Annotated in this window: 17 protein-coding genes; 5 read left to right on the forward strand and 12 right to left on the reverse strand. The window is 55.4% G+C overall.

All coding sequences use genetic code 11. The features are described 5' to 3' along the window. The first annotated feature begins 5 nt into the window (after positions 1 to 5). Positions 6 to 2,075 carry a glycine--tRNA ligase subunit beta gene (gene glyS, locus AL479_RS09925; protein ID WP_061075957.1) on the forward strand — a complete coding sequence of 690 codons (2,070 nt, stop codon included), beginning with the start codon at positions 6 to 8 and terminating at the stop codon, positions 2,073 to 2,075. A 170-nt stretch (positions 2,076 to 2,245) separates the two neighbouring features. Here glyS and cueP read toward each other — a convergent pair whose 3' ends face one another. The 4 genes from cueP to AL479_RS09945 form a co-directional block, all read right to left on the reverse strand. Further along, entirely contained in the window at positions 2,246 to 2,785 is a 540-nt protein-coding gene (gene cueP, locus AL479_RS09930) for a copper-binding periplasmic metallochaperone CueP (RefSeq protein WP_061075958.1), read from the reverse strand. 178 nt (positions 2,786 to 2,963) lie between these two features. After that, the gene (gene cspE / locus AL479_RS09935) at positions 2,964 to 3,176 is read right to left on the reverse strand and encodes an RNA chaperone/antiterminator CspA (protein ID WP_061075959.1); all 213 of its coding nucleotides are present in this window, start codon (positions 3,174 to 3,176) and stop codon (positions 2,964 to 2,966) included. Between the two features lie 272 nt (positions 3,177 to 3,448). Then, positions 3,449 to 3,739, reverse strand: a complete 291-nt coding sequence (locus tag AL479_RS09940; RefSeq protein ID WP_061075960.1) for an HTH-type transcriptional regulator — start codon at positions 3,737 to 3,739, stop codon at positions 3,449 to 3,451. A 256-nt stretch (positions 3,740 to 3,995) separates the two neighbouring features. Beyond that, positions 3,996 to 5,366, reverse strand: coding sequence for an MFS transporter (locus tag AL479_RS09945; RefSeq protein ID WP_061075961.1), 1,371 nt, complete (start codon positions 5,364 to 5,366; stop codon positions 3,996 to 3,998). Positions 5,367 to 5,809: 443 nt separating this feature from the next. Here AL479_RS09945 and AL479_RS09950 point away from each other — a divergent pair, with 443 nt between their 5' ends. Continuing rightward, positions 5,810 to 6,520 carry a DUF3053 domain-containing protein gene (locus tag AL479_RS09950; protein WP_061075962.1) on the forward strand — a complete coding sequence of 237 codons (711 nt, stop codon included), beginning with the start codon at positions 5,810 to 5,812 and terminating at the stop codon, positions 6,518 to 6,520. 42 nt (positions 6,521 to 6,562) lie between these two features. On the opposite strand, the gene ghrB is transcribed toward AL479_RS09950, so the two are convergent. From ghrB to AL479_RS09980, 6 genes are all read right to left on the reverse strand, one after another. Then, complete coding sequence (gene ghrB, locus AL479_RS09955) at positions 6,563 to 7,537, reverse strand: glyoxylate/hydroxypyruvate reductase GhrB (RefSeq protein WP_061075963.1); 975 nt, start codon at positions 7,535 to 7,537, stop codon at positions 6,563 to 6,565. A 22-nt stretch (positions 7,538 to 7,559) separates the two neighbouring features. Further along, a complete protein-coding gene (locus tag AL479_RS09960) occupies positions 7,560 to 8,840 on the reverse strand; it encodes an MFS transporter (RefSeq protein ID WP_061075964.1) in 1,281 nt (426 codons plus the stop codon). 67 nt (positions 8,841 to 8,907) lie between these two features. Further along, complete coding sequence (locus AL479_RS09965; protein ID WP_061075965.1) at positions 8,908 to 9,846, reverse strand: sugar kinase; 939 nt, start codon at positions 9,844 to 9,846, stop codon at positions 8,908 to 8,910. Between the two features lie 3 nt (positions 9,847 to 9,849). Then, positions 9,850 to 10,599, reverse strand: coding sequence for a sugar phosphate isomerase/epimerase family protein (locus AL479_RS09970; protein ID WP_061075966.1), 750 nt, complete (start codon positions 10,597 to 10,599; stop codon positions 9,850 to 9,852). A gap of 100 nt (positions 10,600 to 10,699) precedes the next feature. Further along, complete coding sequence (locus AL479_RS09975; protein ID WP_061075967.1) at positions 10,700 to 11,716, reverse strand: LacI family DNA-binding transcriptional regulator; 1,017 nt, start codon at positions 11,714 to 11,716, stop codon at positions 10,700 to 10,702. A 122-nt stretch (positions 11,717 to 11,838) separates the two neighbouring features. Further along, the gene (locus AL479_RS09980; RefSeq protein ID WP_061075968.1) at positions 11,839 to 12,501 is read right to left on the reverse strand and encodes an OmpA family lipoprotein; all 663 of its coding nucleotides are present in this window, start codon (positions 12,499 to 12,501) and stop codon (positions 11,839 to 11,841) included. A gap of 154 nt (positions 12,502 to 12,655) precedes the next feature. Here AL479_RS09980 and AL479_RS09985 point away from each other — a divergent pair, with 154 nt between their 5' ends. Then, positions 12,656 to 14,980, forward strand: coding sequence for a molybdopterin guanine dinucleotide-containing S/N-oxide reductase (locus AL479_RS09985; RefSeq protein ID WP_061075969.1), 2,325 nt, complete (start codon positions 12,656 to 12,658; stop codon positions 14,978 to 14,980). Here AL479_RS09985 and AL479_RS09990 read toward each other — a convergent pair. Continuing rightward, entirely contained in the window at positions 14,958 to 15,389 is a 432-nt protein-coding gene (locus AL479_RS09990; RefSeq protein ID WP_061075970.1) for an N-acetyltransferase, read from the reverse strand. The genes AL479_RS09985 and AL479_RS09990 overlap by 23 nt on opposite strands. Further along, positions 15,370 to 15,948 (reverse strand): DNA-3-methyladenine glycosylase I, encoded by a 579-nt coding sequence (gene tag / locus AL479_RS09995; protein ID WP_042998561.1) that lies wholly within the window; start codon positions 15,946 to 15,948, stop codon positions 15,370 to 15,372. The genes AL479_RS09990 and tag overlap by 20 nt, the downstream gene beginning before the upstream one ends. 157 nt (positions 15,949 to 16,105) lie before the next feature. Here tag and AL479_RS10000 point away from each other — a divergent pair, with 157 nt between their 5' ends. Further along, positions 16,106 to 16,807, forward strand: a complete 702-nt coding sequence (locus tag AL479_RS10000; protein WP_061075971.1) for an autotransporter outer membrane beta-barrel domain-containing protein — start codon at positions 16,106 to 16,108, stop codon at positions 16,805 to 16,807. Between the two features lie 230 nt (positions 16,808 to 17,037). Beyond that, the gene (locus AL479_RS10005; protein ID WP_105291742.1) at positions 17,038 to 18,240 is read left to right on the forward strand and encodes an MFS transporter; all 1,203 of its coding nucleotides are present in this window, start codon (positions 17,038 to 17,040) and stop codon (positions 18,238 to 18,240) included. Positions 18,241 to 18,383 lie beyond the last annotated feature (143 nt).

Raw genomic sequence — 18,383 nt, forward strand, 5'->3', positions numbered from 1 at the left:
CGGCCATGTCTGAGAAAACTTTCCTGGTGGAAATCGGCACTGAAGAGCTGCCACCAAAAGCCCTGCGCAGCCTGGCGGAATCCTTTGCTGCGAACGTGACGGCGGAGCTGGACAACGCCGGCATCGCGCACGGCCATGTTGAATGGTTTGCGGCGCCGCGTCGTCTGGCGCTGAAAATCGCTAATCTGGCGGAATCCCAGCCCGATCGTGAAGTTGAAAAACGCGGTCCGGCGATTGCCCAGGCATTTGATGCCGAAGGCAAACCGAGCAAAGCAGCAGAAGGCTGGGCTCGGGGTTGTGGTATTACCGTTGATCAGGCCGAGCGTCTGACCACCGATAAAGGTGAATGGCTGCTGTATCGTGCACACGTGAAAGGCGAAAGCGCCGAAGCGCTGTTGCCGAACATGATCGCGACATCGCTGGCGAAACTGCCGATCCCGAAACTGATGCGCTGGGGAGCAAGCGACGTGCATTTCGTGCGTCCGGTTCATACGGTAACCCTGCTGCTGGGCGATAAAGTCATTCCAGCGACCATTCTGGGTATTCAGTCCGATCGCATCATTCGCGGCCATCGCTTTATGGGCGAGCCGGAGTTCACCATCGACAATGCCGATCAGTATCCTGAAATCCTGCTGGAGCGCGGTAAGGTCATTGCCGACTACGAACAGCGTAAAGCCAAAATCAAAGCGGATGCCGAAGAAGCGGCGCGGACTATTGGCGGTAATGCCGATCTGAGCGAAAGCCTGCTGGAAGAAGTGACCTCGCTGGTGGAATGGCCGGTGGTACTGACGGCGAAGTTCGAAGAGAAATTCCTCGCGGTGCCCTCTGAAGCGCTGGTGTACACCATGAAAGGTGACCAGAAATACTTCCCGGTCTACGCCAACGACGGCAAACTGCTGCCGAACTTTATCTTCGTTGCGAATATCGAATCGAAAGATCCTCAGCAAATCATCTCCGGTAACGAGAAGGTCGTGCGCCCGCGTCTGGCGGATGCCGAGTTCTTCTTCAATACTGACCGTAAAAAACGACTGGAAGATCACCTGCCGCGTCTGCAAACCGTGCTGTTCCAACAGCAACTGGGTACGTTGCGCGATAAGACCGATCGTATTCAGGCGCTGGCGGGCTGGATTGCCGGTCAGATTGGCGCAGACGTTAACCATGCCACCCGTGCGGGCCTGCTGTCGAAATGTGACCTGATGACCAACATGGTCTTCGAATTCACCGACACCCAGGGCGTAATGGGCATGCACTATGCTCGCCACGATGGCGAAGCGGAAGATGTTGCCGTTGCTCTGAACGAACAGTATCAGCCGCGCTTTGCCGGTGATGACCTGCCGTCTAACCCGATTGCCTGCGCACTGGCGATTGCGGATAAAATGGACACCCTGGCGGGTATCTTCGGTATCGGTCAGCACCCGAAAGGAGACAAAGACCCGTTCGCTCTGCGTCGTGCAGCGCTGGGTGTGCTGCGCATTATCGTTGAGAAGAACCTGAACCTCGATCTGCAAACGCTGACGGAAGAAGCGGTGCGTTTGTACGGTGACAAGCTGACCAACGCCAACGTCGTTGATGACGTTATCGACTTTATGCTCGGTCGCTTCCGTGCCTGGTATCAGGACGAAGGCTACACCGTAGATACCATCCAGGCGGTGCTGGCACGTCGTCCGACCCGTCCGGCAGATTTCGATGCGCGTATGAAGGCAGTCTCCCATTTCCGCACTCTGGAAGCGGCTTCTGCGCTGGCGGCAGCCAACAAGCGTGTTTCCAACATTCTGGCGAAGTCTGATGAGACGCTGAACGAGCGTGTTAACGCTGCAACGCTGAAAGAGCCGGAAGAGATTGCGCTGGCGATGCAGGTTGTCGTGCTGCGTGACAAGCTTGAACCGTACTTTGCCGAAGGTCGTTACCAGGACGCGCTGGTGGAACTGGCAGAACTGCGTGAGCCGGTTGATTTATTCTTCGAAAAAGTGATGGTGAACGTCGAGGATAAAGACCTGCGCGTTAACCGTCTCTCGATGCTGGAAAAACTGCGCGAGCTGTTCCTGCGCGTGGCGGATATTTCGCTGCTGCAATAAATAGCGCGCAAGTCACCAACGCAGACAAACGCTGAAGTGCCCGATGGCGCAAGCTTATCGGGCCTACAGAACACAGTGTAGGCCGTCATCCGGCAAAAACAATCGCATGTGTTTTCAACGCGCTGAAACCTGCCCTCGGGCAGGTTTTTTTATGGACGGAACAGAAAGGGTTACTGCAACTGCAGTTCCGTCAGACAGGTCTGGCTGTCATCCTTCGTGGCAATGGCGTGTGACGCCGTTTTGCCGTTGTAGCTCACTTCTATTGTCCCTTCGATATTGCGTGGCAACCAGACGCCGATAAACCCATTCTGATAGCTTTTGATCGGTTTCTGAATCAGCACATCACCTTTGTTATCCGTCACTTTAACGTTGAACGTTGTGTCCGGCATTTCACCCTGGCAGCCGGACAGGCTGTGATTAAAGCATGGGTGCGTCTGCTGCTGGTAAGGCGCGAAGGAGAGATAGAATTTTTCGCCCAACGGCAGGGTATACATCTGCCCATCAGAAGCGAGTTTTAACTCGGTACTGGTGATGGACGCTGAATACGGCAGCGGACGGGATTGTGGCGTTTGATCGATGGTATCCACGATCTGCTCGACTGACTTACCGGCAAGACCATGTTCGGCAAGGAATGTGGCTTCTGGCGATGCGGCAAATGCGGCGCCGCTGGTGAGTAAACCTAGCGTGAAGAACAAAGGGAGTCTGGACATAGCGTCAATTCCATGTGAAAAACAGGGTCTTCACTATAAAGCTTACCCTTAGGGAAAGGTCAAAGCCTGGCCGGGTAAAGTAATGCAAAGAAGGGGAACAGGGATAGCGAAAGGCGGGAAAGCGATAAAAAAATCCCCGCCGTCTGGCAGGGATCTTGAATTCTGAGCTTATTTAAGCTTACAGGTTGGTTACGTTGCCAGCTGCCGGGCCTTTAGCGCCGCTTTCGATGGTGAAGGAAACTTTCTGACCTTCGTCCAGGGATTTGTAGCCATCGTTCTGGATAGCAGAGAAGTGTACGAACACGTCTTTAGAGCCATCGTCAGGAGTGATGAAGCCGAAGCCTTTGTCAGCGTTGAACCATTTTACGATACCAGTCATTTTACCGGACATAGTGTATTACCTTTTAAAAAATAAGTGTGCCTTTCGGCGATATGGCGTGCTCTACAGATTTTTTAAGCGTTAAGGAAATGCGCACTACGAGGGGTATCAACGATAACTCTTGAAGGGGACTGCCTTACTAAACTGCTTTAATGGTCTGTACGTCAAACCGTGGAGCGCATTAACTCATGTAACGCCAGGTGATGCAACTGTTATTTTTCTTCCTGTGGGTTAAGTGGTCAGAAAACGGCCCTGTATCAGGACCGTTCATCAACGATTGTCGATTACTCCATCAACTGCTTACTCAATGCCGGGTTAGCCTGTATCAGGCGCATCAGCTTCAATTCGGTACTGGACGGTTTAACGCGTTTTGATTCCCACTCCTGTACCAGTGCAACCGTTACGCCTAACGCTCTGGCGAAATCATCTGTTTCCAGGCCGCTCCCCCGTCGTAATTGTTCAAATTCGCTAAAGGGGCTTGGCTTATGTGTCAGGGCGATTTTTGATGATTCTTCTTTAAAAACAATTTGTTCCAGACTGCTCAGCAGCTCAAACATTGGATCTTTAGATTCCATTGAGAACTCCTTTAAATCACACTGCGGGATCGTGAATTTCATCGAAGCCAGTTAAGAATAGTCGTAAATGAGAAAGCGCGGTGGGCGTCACAGTTTATGAGGAGGACAAGACTCGTTTCAGCGACGAGGAGACGGCGGATTTGTAGCTTGCTAACGATCTGATAACGGACACTATATCCCGCGTCGTAATGAGAATTGTAAAGATTACGAAAATATGACTATTTCCTGGCAGGCCATTACCTGCCAGGAGGGGAAATCAGGCTTTTTGCGTGGCGTGAGTCGGTGATTCTGTCGGTGCTGATGCGTCAGAGAGCTGGCGTTTACCTGCCCAGTATTTCACCATCAAGGCAAAAGCAGACACCAGCGCTGGAATCGCCAGGAACGTAAAGATGGTTTCGAACGCGAGTTGCGCCTGCATCAGGAAGGCGCCGCTAAACGCGCCGAGGATGCCGCCGAAACGGCCCAGACCTAACATCCATGCCACACCGGTCGCGCGGCCCTGCGTGGGGTAAAAACCTGCTGCCAGCGCGGGCATGGACGATTGCGCGCCGTTCATGATAGTCCCGGCGATAAAGACCATCACCCCCATGAGCACAAGGCTACTGGTGGAGAACCCGACCAGGCAGACGAACACCCCGGTCAGCAACCAGCCGACCGCCACCACTTTGTTCGGGTTGAATTTGTCCATTAGCGCGCCCAGCACCAGGACGCCAATTCCGCCGCCCAACGGGAACAGGGCGGTAATGATGGACGCCTGACTCAGCGTGGCCCCTGTTTCACGGATCAGCAGCGGCAGCCAACTGGTCAGCAGATAGAAGATCAGCAGCCCCATAAAGTAGGTCAGGCACAACATCACCGTGCCCAGTGCGTAACGCGGCGAGAAGATAACGCCCAGCGCCGATTTCTCTTTAATCTGGCCGGTTTCACGCAGGACAAAGTGCGTCGCTTCCGGTAGCGGGGCGATACGGCGCAGAATGGTGCCAATTTGCTGCTGTGATTTGTTCTTAACCACCAGATAACGGGCAGATTCCGGCAGTAAAACGATCAACACCACTGCCAGCGCCAGCGGCATCACGCCGCCGAGGATCAGTACGCTTTGCCAGCCGTAATGCGGGATCAGCCAGGCGGAGACAAACCCGCCCATCGACGAGCCAATCGGGAATCCGACGAACATCAGATTCACCAGCAGCGCGCGACGGCGTTCTGGCGCGTATTCACTCATCAGGGTCGCGGCATTGGGCATTGCCGCCCCCAGACCCAGGCCAGTTAAAAAGCGCAGTGCCGTCAGTTGATTCAGCGTGCTGGCAAAAGCGGTGAGCAAGCTGAAGCCGCCAAACACCAGAATCGACATGATCAGGACTTTTTTGCGACCGATGCGGTCAGCCATTGGACCTGCGGTGAGCGCTCCGACGGCAAGTCCCACCAGTGCGGCGCTCATGACCGGGCCGAGCGCAGATTTTTCAACGCCCCACTCCTGAACGAGATCGGAGGCGATGAAGCCGATAATCGCGGTATCGAATCCGTCCATCGCGACGGTCACAAAGCACAGTACGAGAATCATCCACTGGTATTTTGAAAAGGGATGCTCGTTAATAAACGCTTGAATATCAGTCGTTTTGTTTGTCATGCGGTCATTCCTGCGAAAGCAACGCGGGGGACAGAGGGTGTTTTTATTTTCTCCACCGCAAGCGTTAGGATTAATTGTGCGATTATCGAACGTTTATTCGTTAATCGTTCAATTAATCAAAACATTGAAGCCCGTGTTCGGCAATCACCCCGCCGAGGTTAACGTGCGATAATCGTACGAATTGCCGCTTCACTGATCGCATACACGATGAAACTCTATTAAAATCATAGAACTACTTCCTGGTAATGCCCCTATGACAGAGGTGGTAAATGTGATGCAATTAACAATAAAATAACAATTCAGTCATCGCCATTTCGCCATGCGAATTTCCGCTACAAGATTACGCGGAAGGGGTATCCTGCGAGCCTGACCTGGACTATCCTTGTAAGCCGTAAGGCACGCGTATTGCGCAGTGCGCATTTTTGGGTGAAAGGAGTATTAAAATGGCGACAGGTAAGTCCTGCTCTCGCTGGTTTGCGCCTCTTGCGGCGTTGTTAATGGTAGTTAGCCTGAGTGGGTGTTTTGATAAAGAAGGCGATCAGCGTAAAGCGTTTGTCGATTTTCTACAGAATACGGTGATGCGTAGCGGCGAACGTCTACCCACCCTGACCGCCGATCAGAAAAAACAGTTCGGTCCGTTTGTTTCTGATTACGCGATTCTGTATGGCTACTCACAGCAGGTGAACCAGGCGATGGATTCCGCGCTGCGTCCGGTCGTTGATAGCGTTAATGCCATCCGTGTGCCACAGGATTATGTGACGCAACGTGGGCCGCTGCGTGACCTGAACGGTTCTCTTGGCGTACTGGGCCAGCAGCTGCAAAATGCGAAACTACAGGCAGATGCGGCGCATGGCGCGCTGAAACAAGCCGATGACCTGAAGCCGGTGTTTGACCAGGTGTATAAGAAAGTGGTGACGACGCCAGCAGACGCGCTGCAGCCGCTGATCCCGGCCGCGCAGATCTTCACTCAGCAACTGGTCCAGGTGGGTGATTTTGTCGCGCAGCAGGATACGCAGGTGAGCTTTGTGGCGAATGGTATTCAGTTCCCGACTTCGCAACAGGCAAGTCAGTACAACACATTGATTGGGCCGCTGGCCTCGCAGCATCAGGCATTTAATCAGGCCTGGACTGCGGCGGTTAACGCCATTCAGTGATGAAGCTGCCGGGCAGGCGATAGCGCCTCCCGGCTGTTTTTGTTACCCCGCAACCTGCGGGTTCACGCAGTTCTTCTCGACCTTTCCTTGCAGCGCATCAATCAGATTATCTACCGCGCAGGCCGCCATGTTATAGCGCGTCTCGTGGGTGGCTGAACCAATGTGCGGTACCGCCACAACGTTACTCAGCGACAACAACGGTGAATCAACCGGCAGCGGCTCTTGCTCAAACACATCCAGACCGGCAGCGTGGATCTCGCCCTGTTGCAGCGCGGCAATCAGCGCGTTTTCATCGACCACCGGACCGCGTCCGGCGTTAATGAAGATGGCAGAGGACTTCATTTTAGCGAACTGCTCTGCGCCAAACAGATGATGCGTCTCGTCGGTCAGCGGCAGGATCAGGCAGACAAAGTCTGATTCCTGCAGCAGCGTATCGAGATCGCAGTAGCGGGCGTTGAAGCGCTCTTCCGCTTCCTGATGGTGGCGGCGGGCGTTGTAGAGAATCGGCATGTTGAAGCCGAAGTGGGCGCGCTGCGCCAGCGCAAGACCAATGCGTCCCATACCGACAATCCCCAGCGTTTTGTGGTGTACATCGATACCAAACCAGTCAGGACCAATGCTGGAGGTCCATTCGCCGACCTTCACGCGCTCGGCCACTTCCACGACGCGGCGAGCGGTCGACAGCACCAGCGCCATGATCGTATCGGCAACGGTCTCTGTCAGCACGGTGGGCGTATGCATCAGCAGTACCTTGCGGGCGTTCAGCGCATCCACATCGAAATTGTCATATCCCACGGAGATCGTTGAGGTTGCGCGGAGCGTCGGCATTTTCTCCAGCAGCGCGGTATCGACGGTTTGGCTGGAGCCCAGCAGACCTTCAGCACTGGCAAAGGCTTGCGCGTGTTGTTCAACCGTCTGCGGGCTCAGGTTCGGCACCTGAGTGACGGTGAAATGTTCTTCCAGGCGATGCAGTAAATCGTCAGGTAACGCTTTGTAGAGAATAATGGACGGCTTCATACGACTCTCCGTGAGTTAAAGTTTACGCGTGGCGTGCGCCAACCGGGACGCGCTGATTATTAGCAGGCTTAACAATTAGAGTTAGCCATACTGAGGCGAAAAGCGCCACCCCCATAAAAATGTATGAGGCGGACGGGCTGCCGGTGGCGCCGTTGAGGTAACCGACAAACCACGAGCCGAGGAACGAGCCCAGCGCGCCCATACTGTTGATCAGCGCCATTGCGCCACCGGCAACGTTGCGCGGCAACATCTCCGGAATGATGGCGAAAAAAGGGCCATACGGAGCGTACATCGCCGCACCGGCAATCACCAGCAGGGTATAAGAGGCCCAGAAGTTATTCGCGCCGACGGCCCAGGAACCGATAAAAGCGCACGCGGCAATCAGCAGCAGAGGCCAGACGAACAGCTTACGGTTCTGTAGTTTATCCGAGGCCCAGGAGGCGATAATCATTGCCACGGTGGCTGCCAGATACGGTACAGAAGAGAGCCAGCCCACTTCGACCATTCCCAGATTTGCGCCGCCTTCGCGGATGATTGATGGCAGCCACAGCACGAAGCCGTAGACGCCAATGCTCCAGGTGAAATATTGCATGCATAACAGGATCACATTACGGGAGCGGAACGCTTCGCCGTAGTTGCGTACTGCCTTAATCCCCTGCTGCTCTTGTTCGAGTTGCGTTTGCAGCGCCGTTTTTTCTGACTCGGTCAGCCAACCGACCTGCGCCGGTTTGTCTTTCACCAGCACCCACCAGCAGAAGGCCCACAGAATGGCGGGAACCCCTTCGATGATGAACATCTCACGCCAGCCGAGCGCCTGGATCAGGTAACCGGACACCACTGACATCCACAGGACCGTCACCGGGTTACCAAGGATCAGGAAGGTGTTCGCTCGCGAACGCTCCGACTTCGTAAACCAGTTACTGATGTAAATCAGCATCGCTGGCATAACGGCGGCTTCCACTACCCCGAGAATAAAGCGAATAGCGGCCAGTGCCGGGATATTGCTGACCATCCCGGTCAGCGACGCGCAACCGCCCCATAAAATCAGGCAGACAAAGATCAGTTTGCGCACGCTCCGGCGTTCGGCATACACCGCGCCGGGGATCTGAAAGAAGAAATAGCCGAGGAAGAACAGGGCGCCGAGCAGGGACGAGACCCCTTTGGTGATGCCGAGGTCTTCGTTAATGCCCGCGGCGGACGCGAAGCTGAAGTTTGCACGGTCGAGATACGCCAGGCTATACGTGATAAACACGATAGGCATGATGTACAACCAGCGTTTTGCTGCATTTGTTGAGTTTGCCATAATCAACCTCTGTGGTTTCTGCCGCCGCTGTCTGTAGGGTACAGGGGGCTGTTATCATTACGTAAGGTTATTCGCCTAACGTTTCACGTGTGGGTAAGCCTTCGCTGTCGCCCTGCACCTGAATGGCCAGTGCGCCAATTTTGTTGCCGCGTGTGACGGCCTGCTGCAACGTACGACCTTCCAGCAGGGCGCTGATGACGCCGACCGCAAAGCCATCGCCGGCACCGACCGTATCGACCACGTTGTCCACTTTGACCGGGGCAACGCTGCCTTTCTCGCCGTCGGCGGTTTTATACCAGGCACCGTCTGCGCCCGTTTTCAGCACCACGGCTTTCACGCCGTGACGGAGATAGAAATCCGCAATCCCTTCCGGCGTCTGTTGTCCGGTTAAAATCATCCCTTCTTTCAGGCCCGGTAATACCCAGTCGGCCTGGAACGCGAGACGATTCAGTTTCTCAACCATCTCGGCTTCACTTTTCCACAGCACCGGACGCAGGTTGGGGTCAAATGAGAGCGTCTTGCCCTGGGCTTTCATGGTGCGCGCCGTGTGTGCCAGCAGTTCATAGGAGCTGGCAGAAAGCGCTGCGGCGACGCCGCTCAGATGCAGATGGCGGGCACTGGAGAAGTACGCTTCGTGGTAGTCCGCAACGGACAGATGGCTGGCGGCGGACCCTTTACGGAAATACTCCACAATGGGATCGGTTCCATTTTCAACTTTAGATTTCAGCTGAAAGCCGGTTGCATAGCGCTCATCCAGGGTAACTCCCTGTGCATCAATACCCTCTTTTTTCAGTGAGTTGAGAACAAAGCGACCAAAACTGTCGTGACCTACGCGGCTCACCCAGCCGACCTTCAGACCCAGTCGCGCCAGGCCGGTGGCGACGTTCAGTTCGGCGCCGGCAACACGCTTGATAAACTGCTCGACCTCGGCCAGATCGCCGGTCTGTGTCGCCACAAACATCGCCATCGCTTCGCCGATCGTGATGACATCCAGTGAATGCTTCATGCCTTACTCCTTACGTAACAAATCGACGTAGTGGCGGGTAACCGCAGTCAGATCGGCCCCTTCCAGCGGGAATTCAATGCCGCGTGGAACGTCGGTGGGCAACAGGTTGAGCAGTTCGAGCCAGCGGGGCTCTGCCTGGTCCGGGGGAATGGCGCGATAGCTGTCGTGGTGCGCTGTGGCGGCTTTAACGTGAACATAACCGACGGACCCCGCCAGTTGACGAGCGGCCTCTTCCGGCGAATCGCCTACCCACAGCCAGTTGCCCATATCAAACGTCAGTTGCACGGGCAGCGCGTGTTGCTGACTGGCGACGTTAAAACGTTGCATGGGGACCAGGCGTCCACAGGCGGTCTGGTCGTTCTCTACTACCAGCGCCATACCGCTGCTTTCCAGCCAGTCGCGCAGGGTGTCAAACTGTTCTGCGTGGACAAAATGGCCCAGCGAAACCTTCAGCCACAGCGCGCGCAGCGTTTGCGCTTCCTGAAGCAGTGACGGCAGTTGTGGATTGAGGCGGCCATCGTCCATGAACAGCGGTTGTGGCGCGGAATAGCAGGCCAGCAGATCGAAGCATTCGATGGCTGAAGCCAGTGTGGTCAGGGCGCTGAGCTCAGCGTCAGTAAACAGTTCGCGACGAATCTCGACGCCGTCGGCACCTGCACCGGCAATGATTGGCAACATCGCGGTTTGTCCGCCGGCGGCGCGAACGGTGTCGTGACCATAGGCGGCGGTGACCACCATCATTTTTCTTTGCATAGGAACTCCAGAACTCACGCTATTGTGATTACGCTAGATGGAACCGGTTCCAAAGAAAAGCATGATGTGTCGAAATTATGATCACCATCACGAAGGAAAATTAACGGGCGGTGGAGCCGCGAACAATCAGTTCGCCGGAGAAAACCTGTTCATGAATCGCGTCGCTACCGCCTTCAATCCGGCGTACCACCTGTTCGACAGCGGCATAACCAATCTGCCACGTGGGTTGCTTCATGGTCGTAATCCCGACGCCGGCCAGTTCGGCCCATTCCAGCTCATCGAACCCCAACAGACCAATATCGCTGCCCCAGTTGAGGCCAATGCGCTTCAGCGAGCGGGCGACCTGAAGGGTGAGCGCACCGTTAGCGGAGATCACCGCCTTGCGCATCCCGCGATGCTGCTGGTGGAACTGGCGTAAGGTGTTATCGAGTTGCGTATTCTCGGAAAGCGGAACTTCGGCGTTTTCGGCGACAACGCCCGGATAGCGTGCCAGCGTTGCCCGAAAGGCGCTCAGTCGTTCACGGCGGGTATTGACCATCCCCAGCGGTTCACTGAGAAACAGCAGTGCCTCAAAGCCTTGTTCAATCAGGTGTTCGGTGGCGGTGGTGGCTGCCTGGGTGTTGTCCAGTCCGACGACGTCGCAGGCGAAGTCAGGGATTTTGCGATCGATCAGTACCATCGGCAACGCGGACTGTTGCAGCCGATTCAGCCCCTCTTCACGCATCCCCACGGCGTTGACCACAATGCCTTCCACCTGATAACTGCGCAGCAGATCGAGATAGTGTAATTCCTGGTTCACCTCGTTATTGGTGTTACAGACCAGCGGCGTAAAGCCTTTCTCGCGACAGGCGGCCTCGATACCGCTTAAGACGTGGACTGAATAGGGGTTGGTGATATCGGCAATAATCAGACCAATCAGGCGGGTGCGACCTCGTTTCAGGCCACGAGCCATCAGGCTGGGGCGATAATCGAGATCGGCAATGGCTTTTTCAATACGCGCCAGCAGGGCATCGGAAAGCAGGTGTTTTTCGCCGTTGAGATAACGTGAAATGCTGGTTTTACCGGTTTTTGCCGCTTTCGCGACATCGCTGATGGTGGGGCGTGTTGATTTGCTCATCGCTGATTTCCTTGCTTTTAGTGAGCATACCTTAGCGCGAAAATGCCTGATGACGCTACGCTTACCGGGTCTGGCGCGTGGTTTTGTCGGCCGGGTGGTAATGCCGCCACCCGGCACAACCGTTATTGAATCGGACTTAACGTAATTTCGACACGACGGTTCTGGGCTTTCCCTTCCGCCGTGCTGTTGCTGGCGATCGGATTTGCCGGACCCATACCGCGGGTACGGATGCGGTTAGCGGCAACGCCCTGGGTGATCAGCGCGCTGGCTACGCTGTCCGCACGCTGCTGTGACAGGCGCATGTTCAGATCCTGACCGCCAGTGCTGTCGGTATACCCGATCACATTGACGGCGGTTTTTTCGTATTCCTTCAGTACCATCGCCACGCCGGTCAGCGTGTTGGCGCCTGCCGGTTTCAGGGTCGCGCTGCTGCTGTCGAAGGTGACGTTATTCGGCATGTTCAGAATGATGTTATCGCCACTTCGCGTCACGCTTACGCCGGTTCCCTGCATTTTGTCGCGCAGTTTAGCTTCCTGCACGTCCATGTAATAACCGACGCCGCCGCCGAGCGCTGCCCCTGCCGCGGCACCGATCAGTGCGCCTTTGCCGCGATCCTTCTTCGACGAGGAGAGGGCGCCGATGCCCGCGCCAACCAGCGATCCAATGCCCGCGCCAATACCGGATTTACCCGCTTCGCGCTCGCCGGTGTAAGGGTTCGTTGTGCAGCCAGAAACCGCCAGGGCGCCGCTCACGATAGCGGCAATGACTAAAACACGTTTCTTCATCTTAATTCCTTAATGACATTCTTATTTTTTGCCACAGCGACCGTGGCGGTTGATTATGACGTGTGAAGATGAAGAAAATTCCAGGGATCTCTCTGAAATTTGTAAGTAACATTGAACGCCGTAATACATCATCTCATCTGCAGGAGCGCCTGACTTGACGACGCACAAATCGGTGTTAACCGCCGCCCATTGGGGGCCCATTCTTGTCGAAACGGACGGAGAAAAGGTGCTCTCTTCCCGGGGCGCGCTGCCCACGTCGCATCCCAATTCACTGCAAAGCGCGGTTCGCGATCAGGTGCACAGTAAAACCCGGGTGCGTTATCCGATGGTGCGTAAAGGATTTCTCGCTTCGCCTGCGCAACCACAGGGCGTGCGCGGACAGGATGAGTTTGTGCGCGTGAGCTGGGACGATGCGCTGGAGCTAATTCATGCGCAGCACAAGCGGATCCGCGACACGTGGGGGCCCTCTTCTATTTTTGCTGGCTCTTACGGCTGGCGTTCCAACGGTGTCCTGCACAAGTCGGCGACGTTATTGCAACGCTACATGGCGCTGGCGGGAGGATATACCGGGCATCTGGGGGACTATTCTACCGGTGCGGCGCAGGCCATCATGCCGTACGTGGTGGGCGGCAGTGAGGTTTACCAGCAGCAGACCAGCTGGCCGGTGATTCTGGAACACAGCGATGTGGTGGTGCTGTGGAGTGCCAACCCGCTGAATACATTGAAAATCGCCTGGAACGCGTCGGATGAACAGGGGATCCCTTACTTTGACGCGCTGCGCGAAAGCGGAAAAAGGCTGATCTGTATCGATCCCATGCGATCGGAAACCGTTGATTTCTTCGGCGACAAAATGGAATGGATTGCGCCGCATATGGGTACCGACGTGGCGTTGATGCTCGGTATTGCGCATACGCTGGTGGAAAATGGCTGGCATGACGAGGCGTTTCTTGCCCGCTGCACCACGGGCTATGCGATCTTCTCAGACTACCTGCTGGGCGTGAGCGACGGTATCGGGAAAACGGCTGAATGGGCGGCTGATATTTGCGGTGTTCCGGCGGCAAAAATCCGTGAACTGGCGGAATTATTCCATAAAAATACCACGATGTTGATGGCTGGCTGGGGCATGCAGCGCCAGCAGTTTGGCGAACAAAAGCACTGGATGATTGTCACCCTGGCCGCGATGCTGGGGCAGCCTGGCACGCCCGGCGGCGGTTTTGGTCTCTCCTATCACTTTGCCAACGGGGGGAATCCGACCCGCCGTTCTGCGGTGCTGGCGTCAATGCAGGGCAGTCTGGAGGGCGGTACCGACGCGGTGGAGAAAATCCCGGTGGCGCGCATTGTAGAAGCGCTGGAAAACCCCGGCGCGCCGTATCAGCACAACGGGATGAACCGCCACTTCCCGGATATCCGCTTCATCTGGTGGGCGGGCGGGGCGAATTTTACCCATCATCAGGACACGAACCGACTGATTCGCGCCTGGCAAAAACCGGAGCTGGTGGTCATCTCGGAATGTTTCTGGACCGCTGCCGCGAAGCACGCTGATATTGTGCTGCCAGCGACCACCTCCTTTGAGCGTCACGATCTCACCATGACCGGGGACTACAGTAATCAGCATCTGGTGCCGATGAAGCAGGTTGTGCCGCCGCAGGGAGAAGCACGTAATGATTTCGATGTCTTTGCTGAACTGAGCGAGCGCTGGGAAGCGGGTGGTTATCAACGCTTTACCGAAGGGAAGAGCGAACTGGAATGGCTGGAAACGTTCTACACCATTGCCGGGCAGCGCGGGGCCAGCCAGCAGGTGACGCTGCCGCCGTTTGCCGAATTCTGGGATGCTAACCAACTGATTGAAATGCCAGAAAGTCCGGCGAACGCGCAGTTCATCCGCTTTGCGGATTTTCGTCGTGACCCGGACGCGTATCCGCTGAAAACTGACAGCGGTAAGATCGAGATTTATTCGCAGCGGATTGCCGGATACGGCTATGCGGATTGCCCAGGACACCCGATGTGGCTGGAGCCGGATGAGTGGCACGGCAACGCCGAACCTGAGCAGTTACAGATCGTGTCGGCGCACCCGGCACATCGTCTGCACAGCCAGCTTAACTACAGTCATCTGCGTGAACGGTATGCGGTGGCGGATCGTGAGCCGGTGACGATTCATCCGCAGGATGCGCAGGCGCGTGGCATCCGCGAGGGCGATGTGGTACGCATCTGGAATCACCGTGGTCAGATCCTTGCAGGCGCCGTGGTCACCGACGGTATCAAACCCGGCGTGATCTGCATTCATGAAGGGGCATGGCCGGACCTCGACCCTGCCGCGGGAGGCATCTGTAAAAACGGCGCGGTGAATGTGCTGACCAAAGACCTACCCAGTTCGCGTCTGGGAAACGGCTGCGCGGGCAATACCGCGCTGGCGTGGCTGGAGAAATACAGCGGGCCAGCACTCACGCTGACGGCGTTTAATCCGCCCGCCAGCCCATAATCCAGGTGGGATGCTGGGTATCTTCCTGCCATGCGCTGTCTTCGATACGAAAGCCCAGCGCGTGGTAGAAATTCACCGCGTTCTGGTTTTTTTGATATACCTCGAGGCTCAGCACGTCAAAACGCTGCTGAACATGCTGTACCAGCGCTTTCCCTATCCCGCTACGTAACGCATCCGGGGCGACAAACAGCGCCCCTAAAAAACGCCCTTCCATGACGCTGACAAACCCTTTTAGCGCCTCTTCTTCCTCCCAGACCCAGGTTCTTGCGGCGGGCAGGTAAACATCGCGCACAACCGCCTCGCTCTCATGCCAGTAGCGTTCTGCGATAAAAGGGTGCGCATAGATGGTGCTTTCCATCCATAGCACCAGCAGTGGCGTCATGTCAGCACTATGAAACTCGCGAATCATGTTTATCTCCTGGATGACAGAAACAGCCGGTGATGTGGTCGTTGACCAGTCCGCAGGCCTGCATGAAGGAGTAGCAAATGGTGGTGCCGACGAATTTGAATCCCCGTTTTTTTAACGCTTTTGACAGGGCGTCTGAGGCGGGGGTGGAGGTCGGGATTTCGCCCAACGCGGCGGCGCGGGTAATTTGCGGCTGGTTATCTACGAATGACCAGACGAAATCGGCAAACGGTTCGCCGTTTTGCTCCATCGCCAGATATGCCCGGGCATTACCGATGATGGCCTGAATTTTCCCCCGATGGCGGATGATCCCGGCATCAAGCAGCAATCTTTCCACATCGTCTTCCTGCATGGCTGCCACGCGGATGGGATCGAACTGGTGGAAGTTAGTGCGATAATTCTCGCGTTTCTTGAGGACGGTGATCCACGAAAGACCGGCCTGTTGGCCTTCCAGACAGATCATTTCGAACAGTTTTTTACCGTCGTGCTCGGGTACGCCCCATTCGTTATCATGATAGGCAATATAAAGCGGGTCCTGACTGACCCAACCGCAACGTTCCATACTTTCCCTCGCTCTTTGACTTGCCATAAAAATATCGTTCCGGGTGCCTTGACGCTCCCGCGAAAAAGACAATATTTAATACAGGGCTTTCGCCTGTCATCCTTAATTACAATGACAATAATATCGCCGATTTCGGCTCTCTTCTGGAGTCGCATTGATGATGATAAAAAAATGCAGTGGTCGCCGGGAAATTATTCTCCTGGCGAGCGTCGTGGTTTGCTCGCTTTACATCAACACAGCCCGTGCCTGGCAGCAAGAATATATCGTTGATAACACGCCTGGATATACGACTGAACGCTATACATGGGACAGCGATCACCAACCGCGCTATGACGACATTCTGGCTGAACGTATCCGCACGACGCAAAGTGTGCCGGGTCTGGCGGTGAATCTTGAGCAAGCTTCGCCGACGGAGGCCACCAGCGGCATGAGTATGGGCTGGAATTTTCCCGTCTCTGGCGACGTCACGACCGGACCGGTGGCGGCATTACATTACGATGGCACCACGCCCGCCATTTATAACGAATTTGGCGATAGCGTGGTCAGCCAGTCGCCCGACCCGTTATGGCATGCCAGCGTCAGCACACTGGGTTGGCGGGTGAATTCGCAATTTGGCGATCTGCGACCGTGGGCGCAAATCAGCTATAACCAGCAGTTTGGCGAAAATATCTGGAAGGCGCAGTCGGGACTGAGTCGAATGACGGCGACCACTCAGGACAGTAACTGGCTGGACGTGACGGTAGGCGCAGATATGCTGCTCAATCAGCACATGGCGGCCTATGCTGCGCTCTCGCAGGCGGAAAACACCACCAACAGTACCGACTACCTCTACACGATGGGGGTAAGTGCCAGGTTTTAACCTGCTATTTACAATTTAAACGCAGTAATAACAGTATCTGTGGCGATAGTACGCACTAACTGACGGGGCAAAAATTCATTCAATGAATATTTGTCTCGTCATTCATTCCGCATTCCAGGCATTTCATTCCGTTCTGATGGCACTTCATGCCGTTTTCTCCCTGCATAAAATGCATTTCGATATGGTTGTCGGCAGAGAATTTTCCCTTTTGCTTATGCAGGAAGACTGCCATGAAAACCGCATCATATCAGCGCACCCGTTGGTTGACCCTTATCGGTACCATCATTACGCAATTCGCCTTAGGTTCTGTGTATACCTGGAGCCTGTTTAATGGCGTGCTTTCAGAAAAACTGGGTGAACCCGTCAGCCAGGTGGCTTTTTCCTTCGGCCTGTTGAGCTTAGGTCTGGCGATCTCTTCTTCTGTCGCCGGGAAGTTGCAGGAACGTTTTGGCGTGAAGCGCGTCACCATGGCGTCCGGTATTCTGCTCGGGCTGGGTTTCTTCCTGACCGCGCACTCCAGCAACCTGATGATGCTGTGGCTGAGCGCAGGCGTGCTGGTGGGGCTGGCCGATGGCGCGGGCTATCTGTTAACGCTGTCCAACTGCGTGAAGTGGTTCCCGGAGCGTAAAGGGCTGATCTCCGCCTTCGCTATTGGCTCTTATGGCCTGGGAAGCCTGGGTTTCAAATTCATCGACAGCCAACTTCTGGCAACCGTCGGTCTGGAAAACACCTTTGTGATTTGGGGTGCGATTGTGCTGGTGATGATCGTCTTCGGCTCTACGCTGATGAAAGATGTGCCGAATCATGAGGTTAAAACCCAAAATGGCGTCGTGGAAAACGACTACACCCTGGCGCAGTCCATGCGTAAACCGCAGTACTGGATGCTGGCGGTGATGTTCCTGACGGCGTGCATGAGCGGACTGTATGTGATTGGTGTGGCGAAAGATATCGCTCAGGGGCTGGCGCATATGGACGTGGCGTCGGCGGCCAATGCGGTGACGGTGATTTCTATTGCTAACCTGTCCGGCCGTCTGATACTGGGTATCCTGTCCGATAAAATTGCCCGTATCCGGGTGATCACCATTGGTCAGGTGGTGTCGCTGGTGGGGATGGCCGCTCTGCTGTTTGCGCCGCTGAATGCGCTGACTTTCTTTGCTGCCATTGCCTGCATCGCTTTTAACTTTGGCGGGACTATCACCGTCTTCCCGTCACTGGTCAGCGAGTTCTTCGGTCTGAACAATCTGGCGAAAAATTACGGCGTGATTTATCTCGGCTTTGGGATTGGCAGCATCTGCGGTTCGATTATCGCGTCGCTGTTCGGTGGGTTCTACGTGACCTTCTGTGTCATCTTCGCGCTGTTGATTCTCTCACTGGCGCTCTCCACCACCATTCGTCAGCCAAAACGCGAAGTGCTGGAAATGGCCCACGCCTGATATCCGGTAAGATTTTTTACAGGCCAGCCGATGAGTTGGCCTTTTTTGTTATATCTGCTGTGAATGGTCCGCTTTCAAACTTGATTTTTTGTAAATATCTCTTTCGATCACATTCTCTGTTGCCACTTTCTTTGCTGCTTGTG

The organism is Citrobacter amalonaticus, assembly GCF_001559075.2.
Lineage (GTDB): Bacteria > Pseudomonadota > Gammaproteobacteria > Enterobacterales > Enterobacteriaceae > Citrobacter_A > Citrobacter_A amalonaticus_F.

Bases quoted from the DNA above. Each gene is read 5' to 3' on its own strand.
- AL479_RS09965 (WP_061075965.1), bottom strand. From the start codon at position 9,846: ATGAAGCATTCACTGGATGTCATCACGATCGGCGAAGCGATGGCGATG.
- AL479_RS09960 (WP_061075964.1), bottom strand. From the start codon at position 8,840: ATGGCAAACTCAACAAATGCAGCAAAACGCTGGTTGTACATCATGCCT.
- glyS (WP_061075957.1), top strand. From the start codon at position 6: ATGTCTGAGAAAACTTTCCTGGTGGAAATCGGCACTGAAGAGCTGCCA.
- AL479_RS09975 (WP_061075967.1), bottom strand. From the start codon at position 11,716: ATGAGCAAATCAACACGCCCCACCATCAGCGATGTCGCGAAAGCGGCA.
- cspE (WP_061075959.1), bottom strand. From the start codon at position 3,176: ATGTCCGGTAAAATGACTGGTATCGTAAAATGGTTCAACGCTGACAAA.
- ghrB (WP_061075963.1), bottom strand. From the start codon at position 7,537: ATGAAGCCGTCCATTATTCTCTACAAAGCGTTACCTGACGATTTACTG.
- AL479_RS09970 (WP_061075966.1), bottom strand. From the start codon at position 10,599: ATGCAAAGAAAAATGATGGTGGTCACCGCCGCCTATGGTCACGACACC.
- AL479_RS09980 (WP_061075968.1), bottom strand. From the start codon at position 12,501: ATGAAGAAACGTGTTTTAGTCATTGCCGCTATCGTGAGCGGCGCCCTG.
- AL479_RS10000 (WP_061075971.1), top strand. From the start codon at position 16,106: ATGATGATAAAAAAATGCAGTGGTCGCCGGGAAATTATTCTCCTGGCG.
- AL479_RS09940 (WP_061075960.1), bottom strand. From the start codon at position 3,739: ATGGAATCTAAAGATCCAATGTTTGAGCTGCTGAGCAGTCTGGAACAA.
- AL479_RS09990 (WP_061075970.1), bottom strand. From the start codon at position 15,389: ATGATTCGCGAGTTTCATAGTGCTGACATGACGCCACTGCTGGTGCTA.
- AL479_RS09950 (WP_061075962.1), top strand. From the start codon at position 5,810: ATGGCGACAGGTAAGTCCTGCTCTCGCTGGTTTGCGCCTCTTGCGGCG.
- cueP (WP_061075958.1), bottom strand. From the start codon at position 2,785: ATGTCCAGACTCCCTTTGTTCTTCACGCTAGGTTTACTCACCAGCGGC.
- AL479_RS09945 (WP_061075961.1), bottom strand. From the start codon at position 5,366: ATGACAAACAAAACGACTGATATTCAAGCGTTTATTAACGAGCATCCC.
- AL479_RS10005 (WP_105291742.1), top strand. From the start codon at position 17,038: ATGAAAACCGCATCATATCAGCGCACCCGTTGGTTGACCCTTATCGGT.
- tag (WP_042998561.1), bottom strand. From the start codon at position 15,948: ATGGAACGTTGCGGTTGGGTCAGTCAGGACCCGCTTTATATTGCCTAT.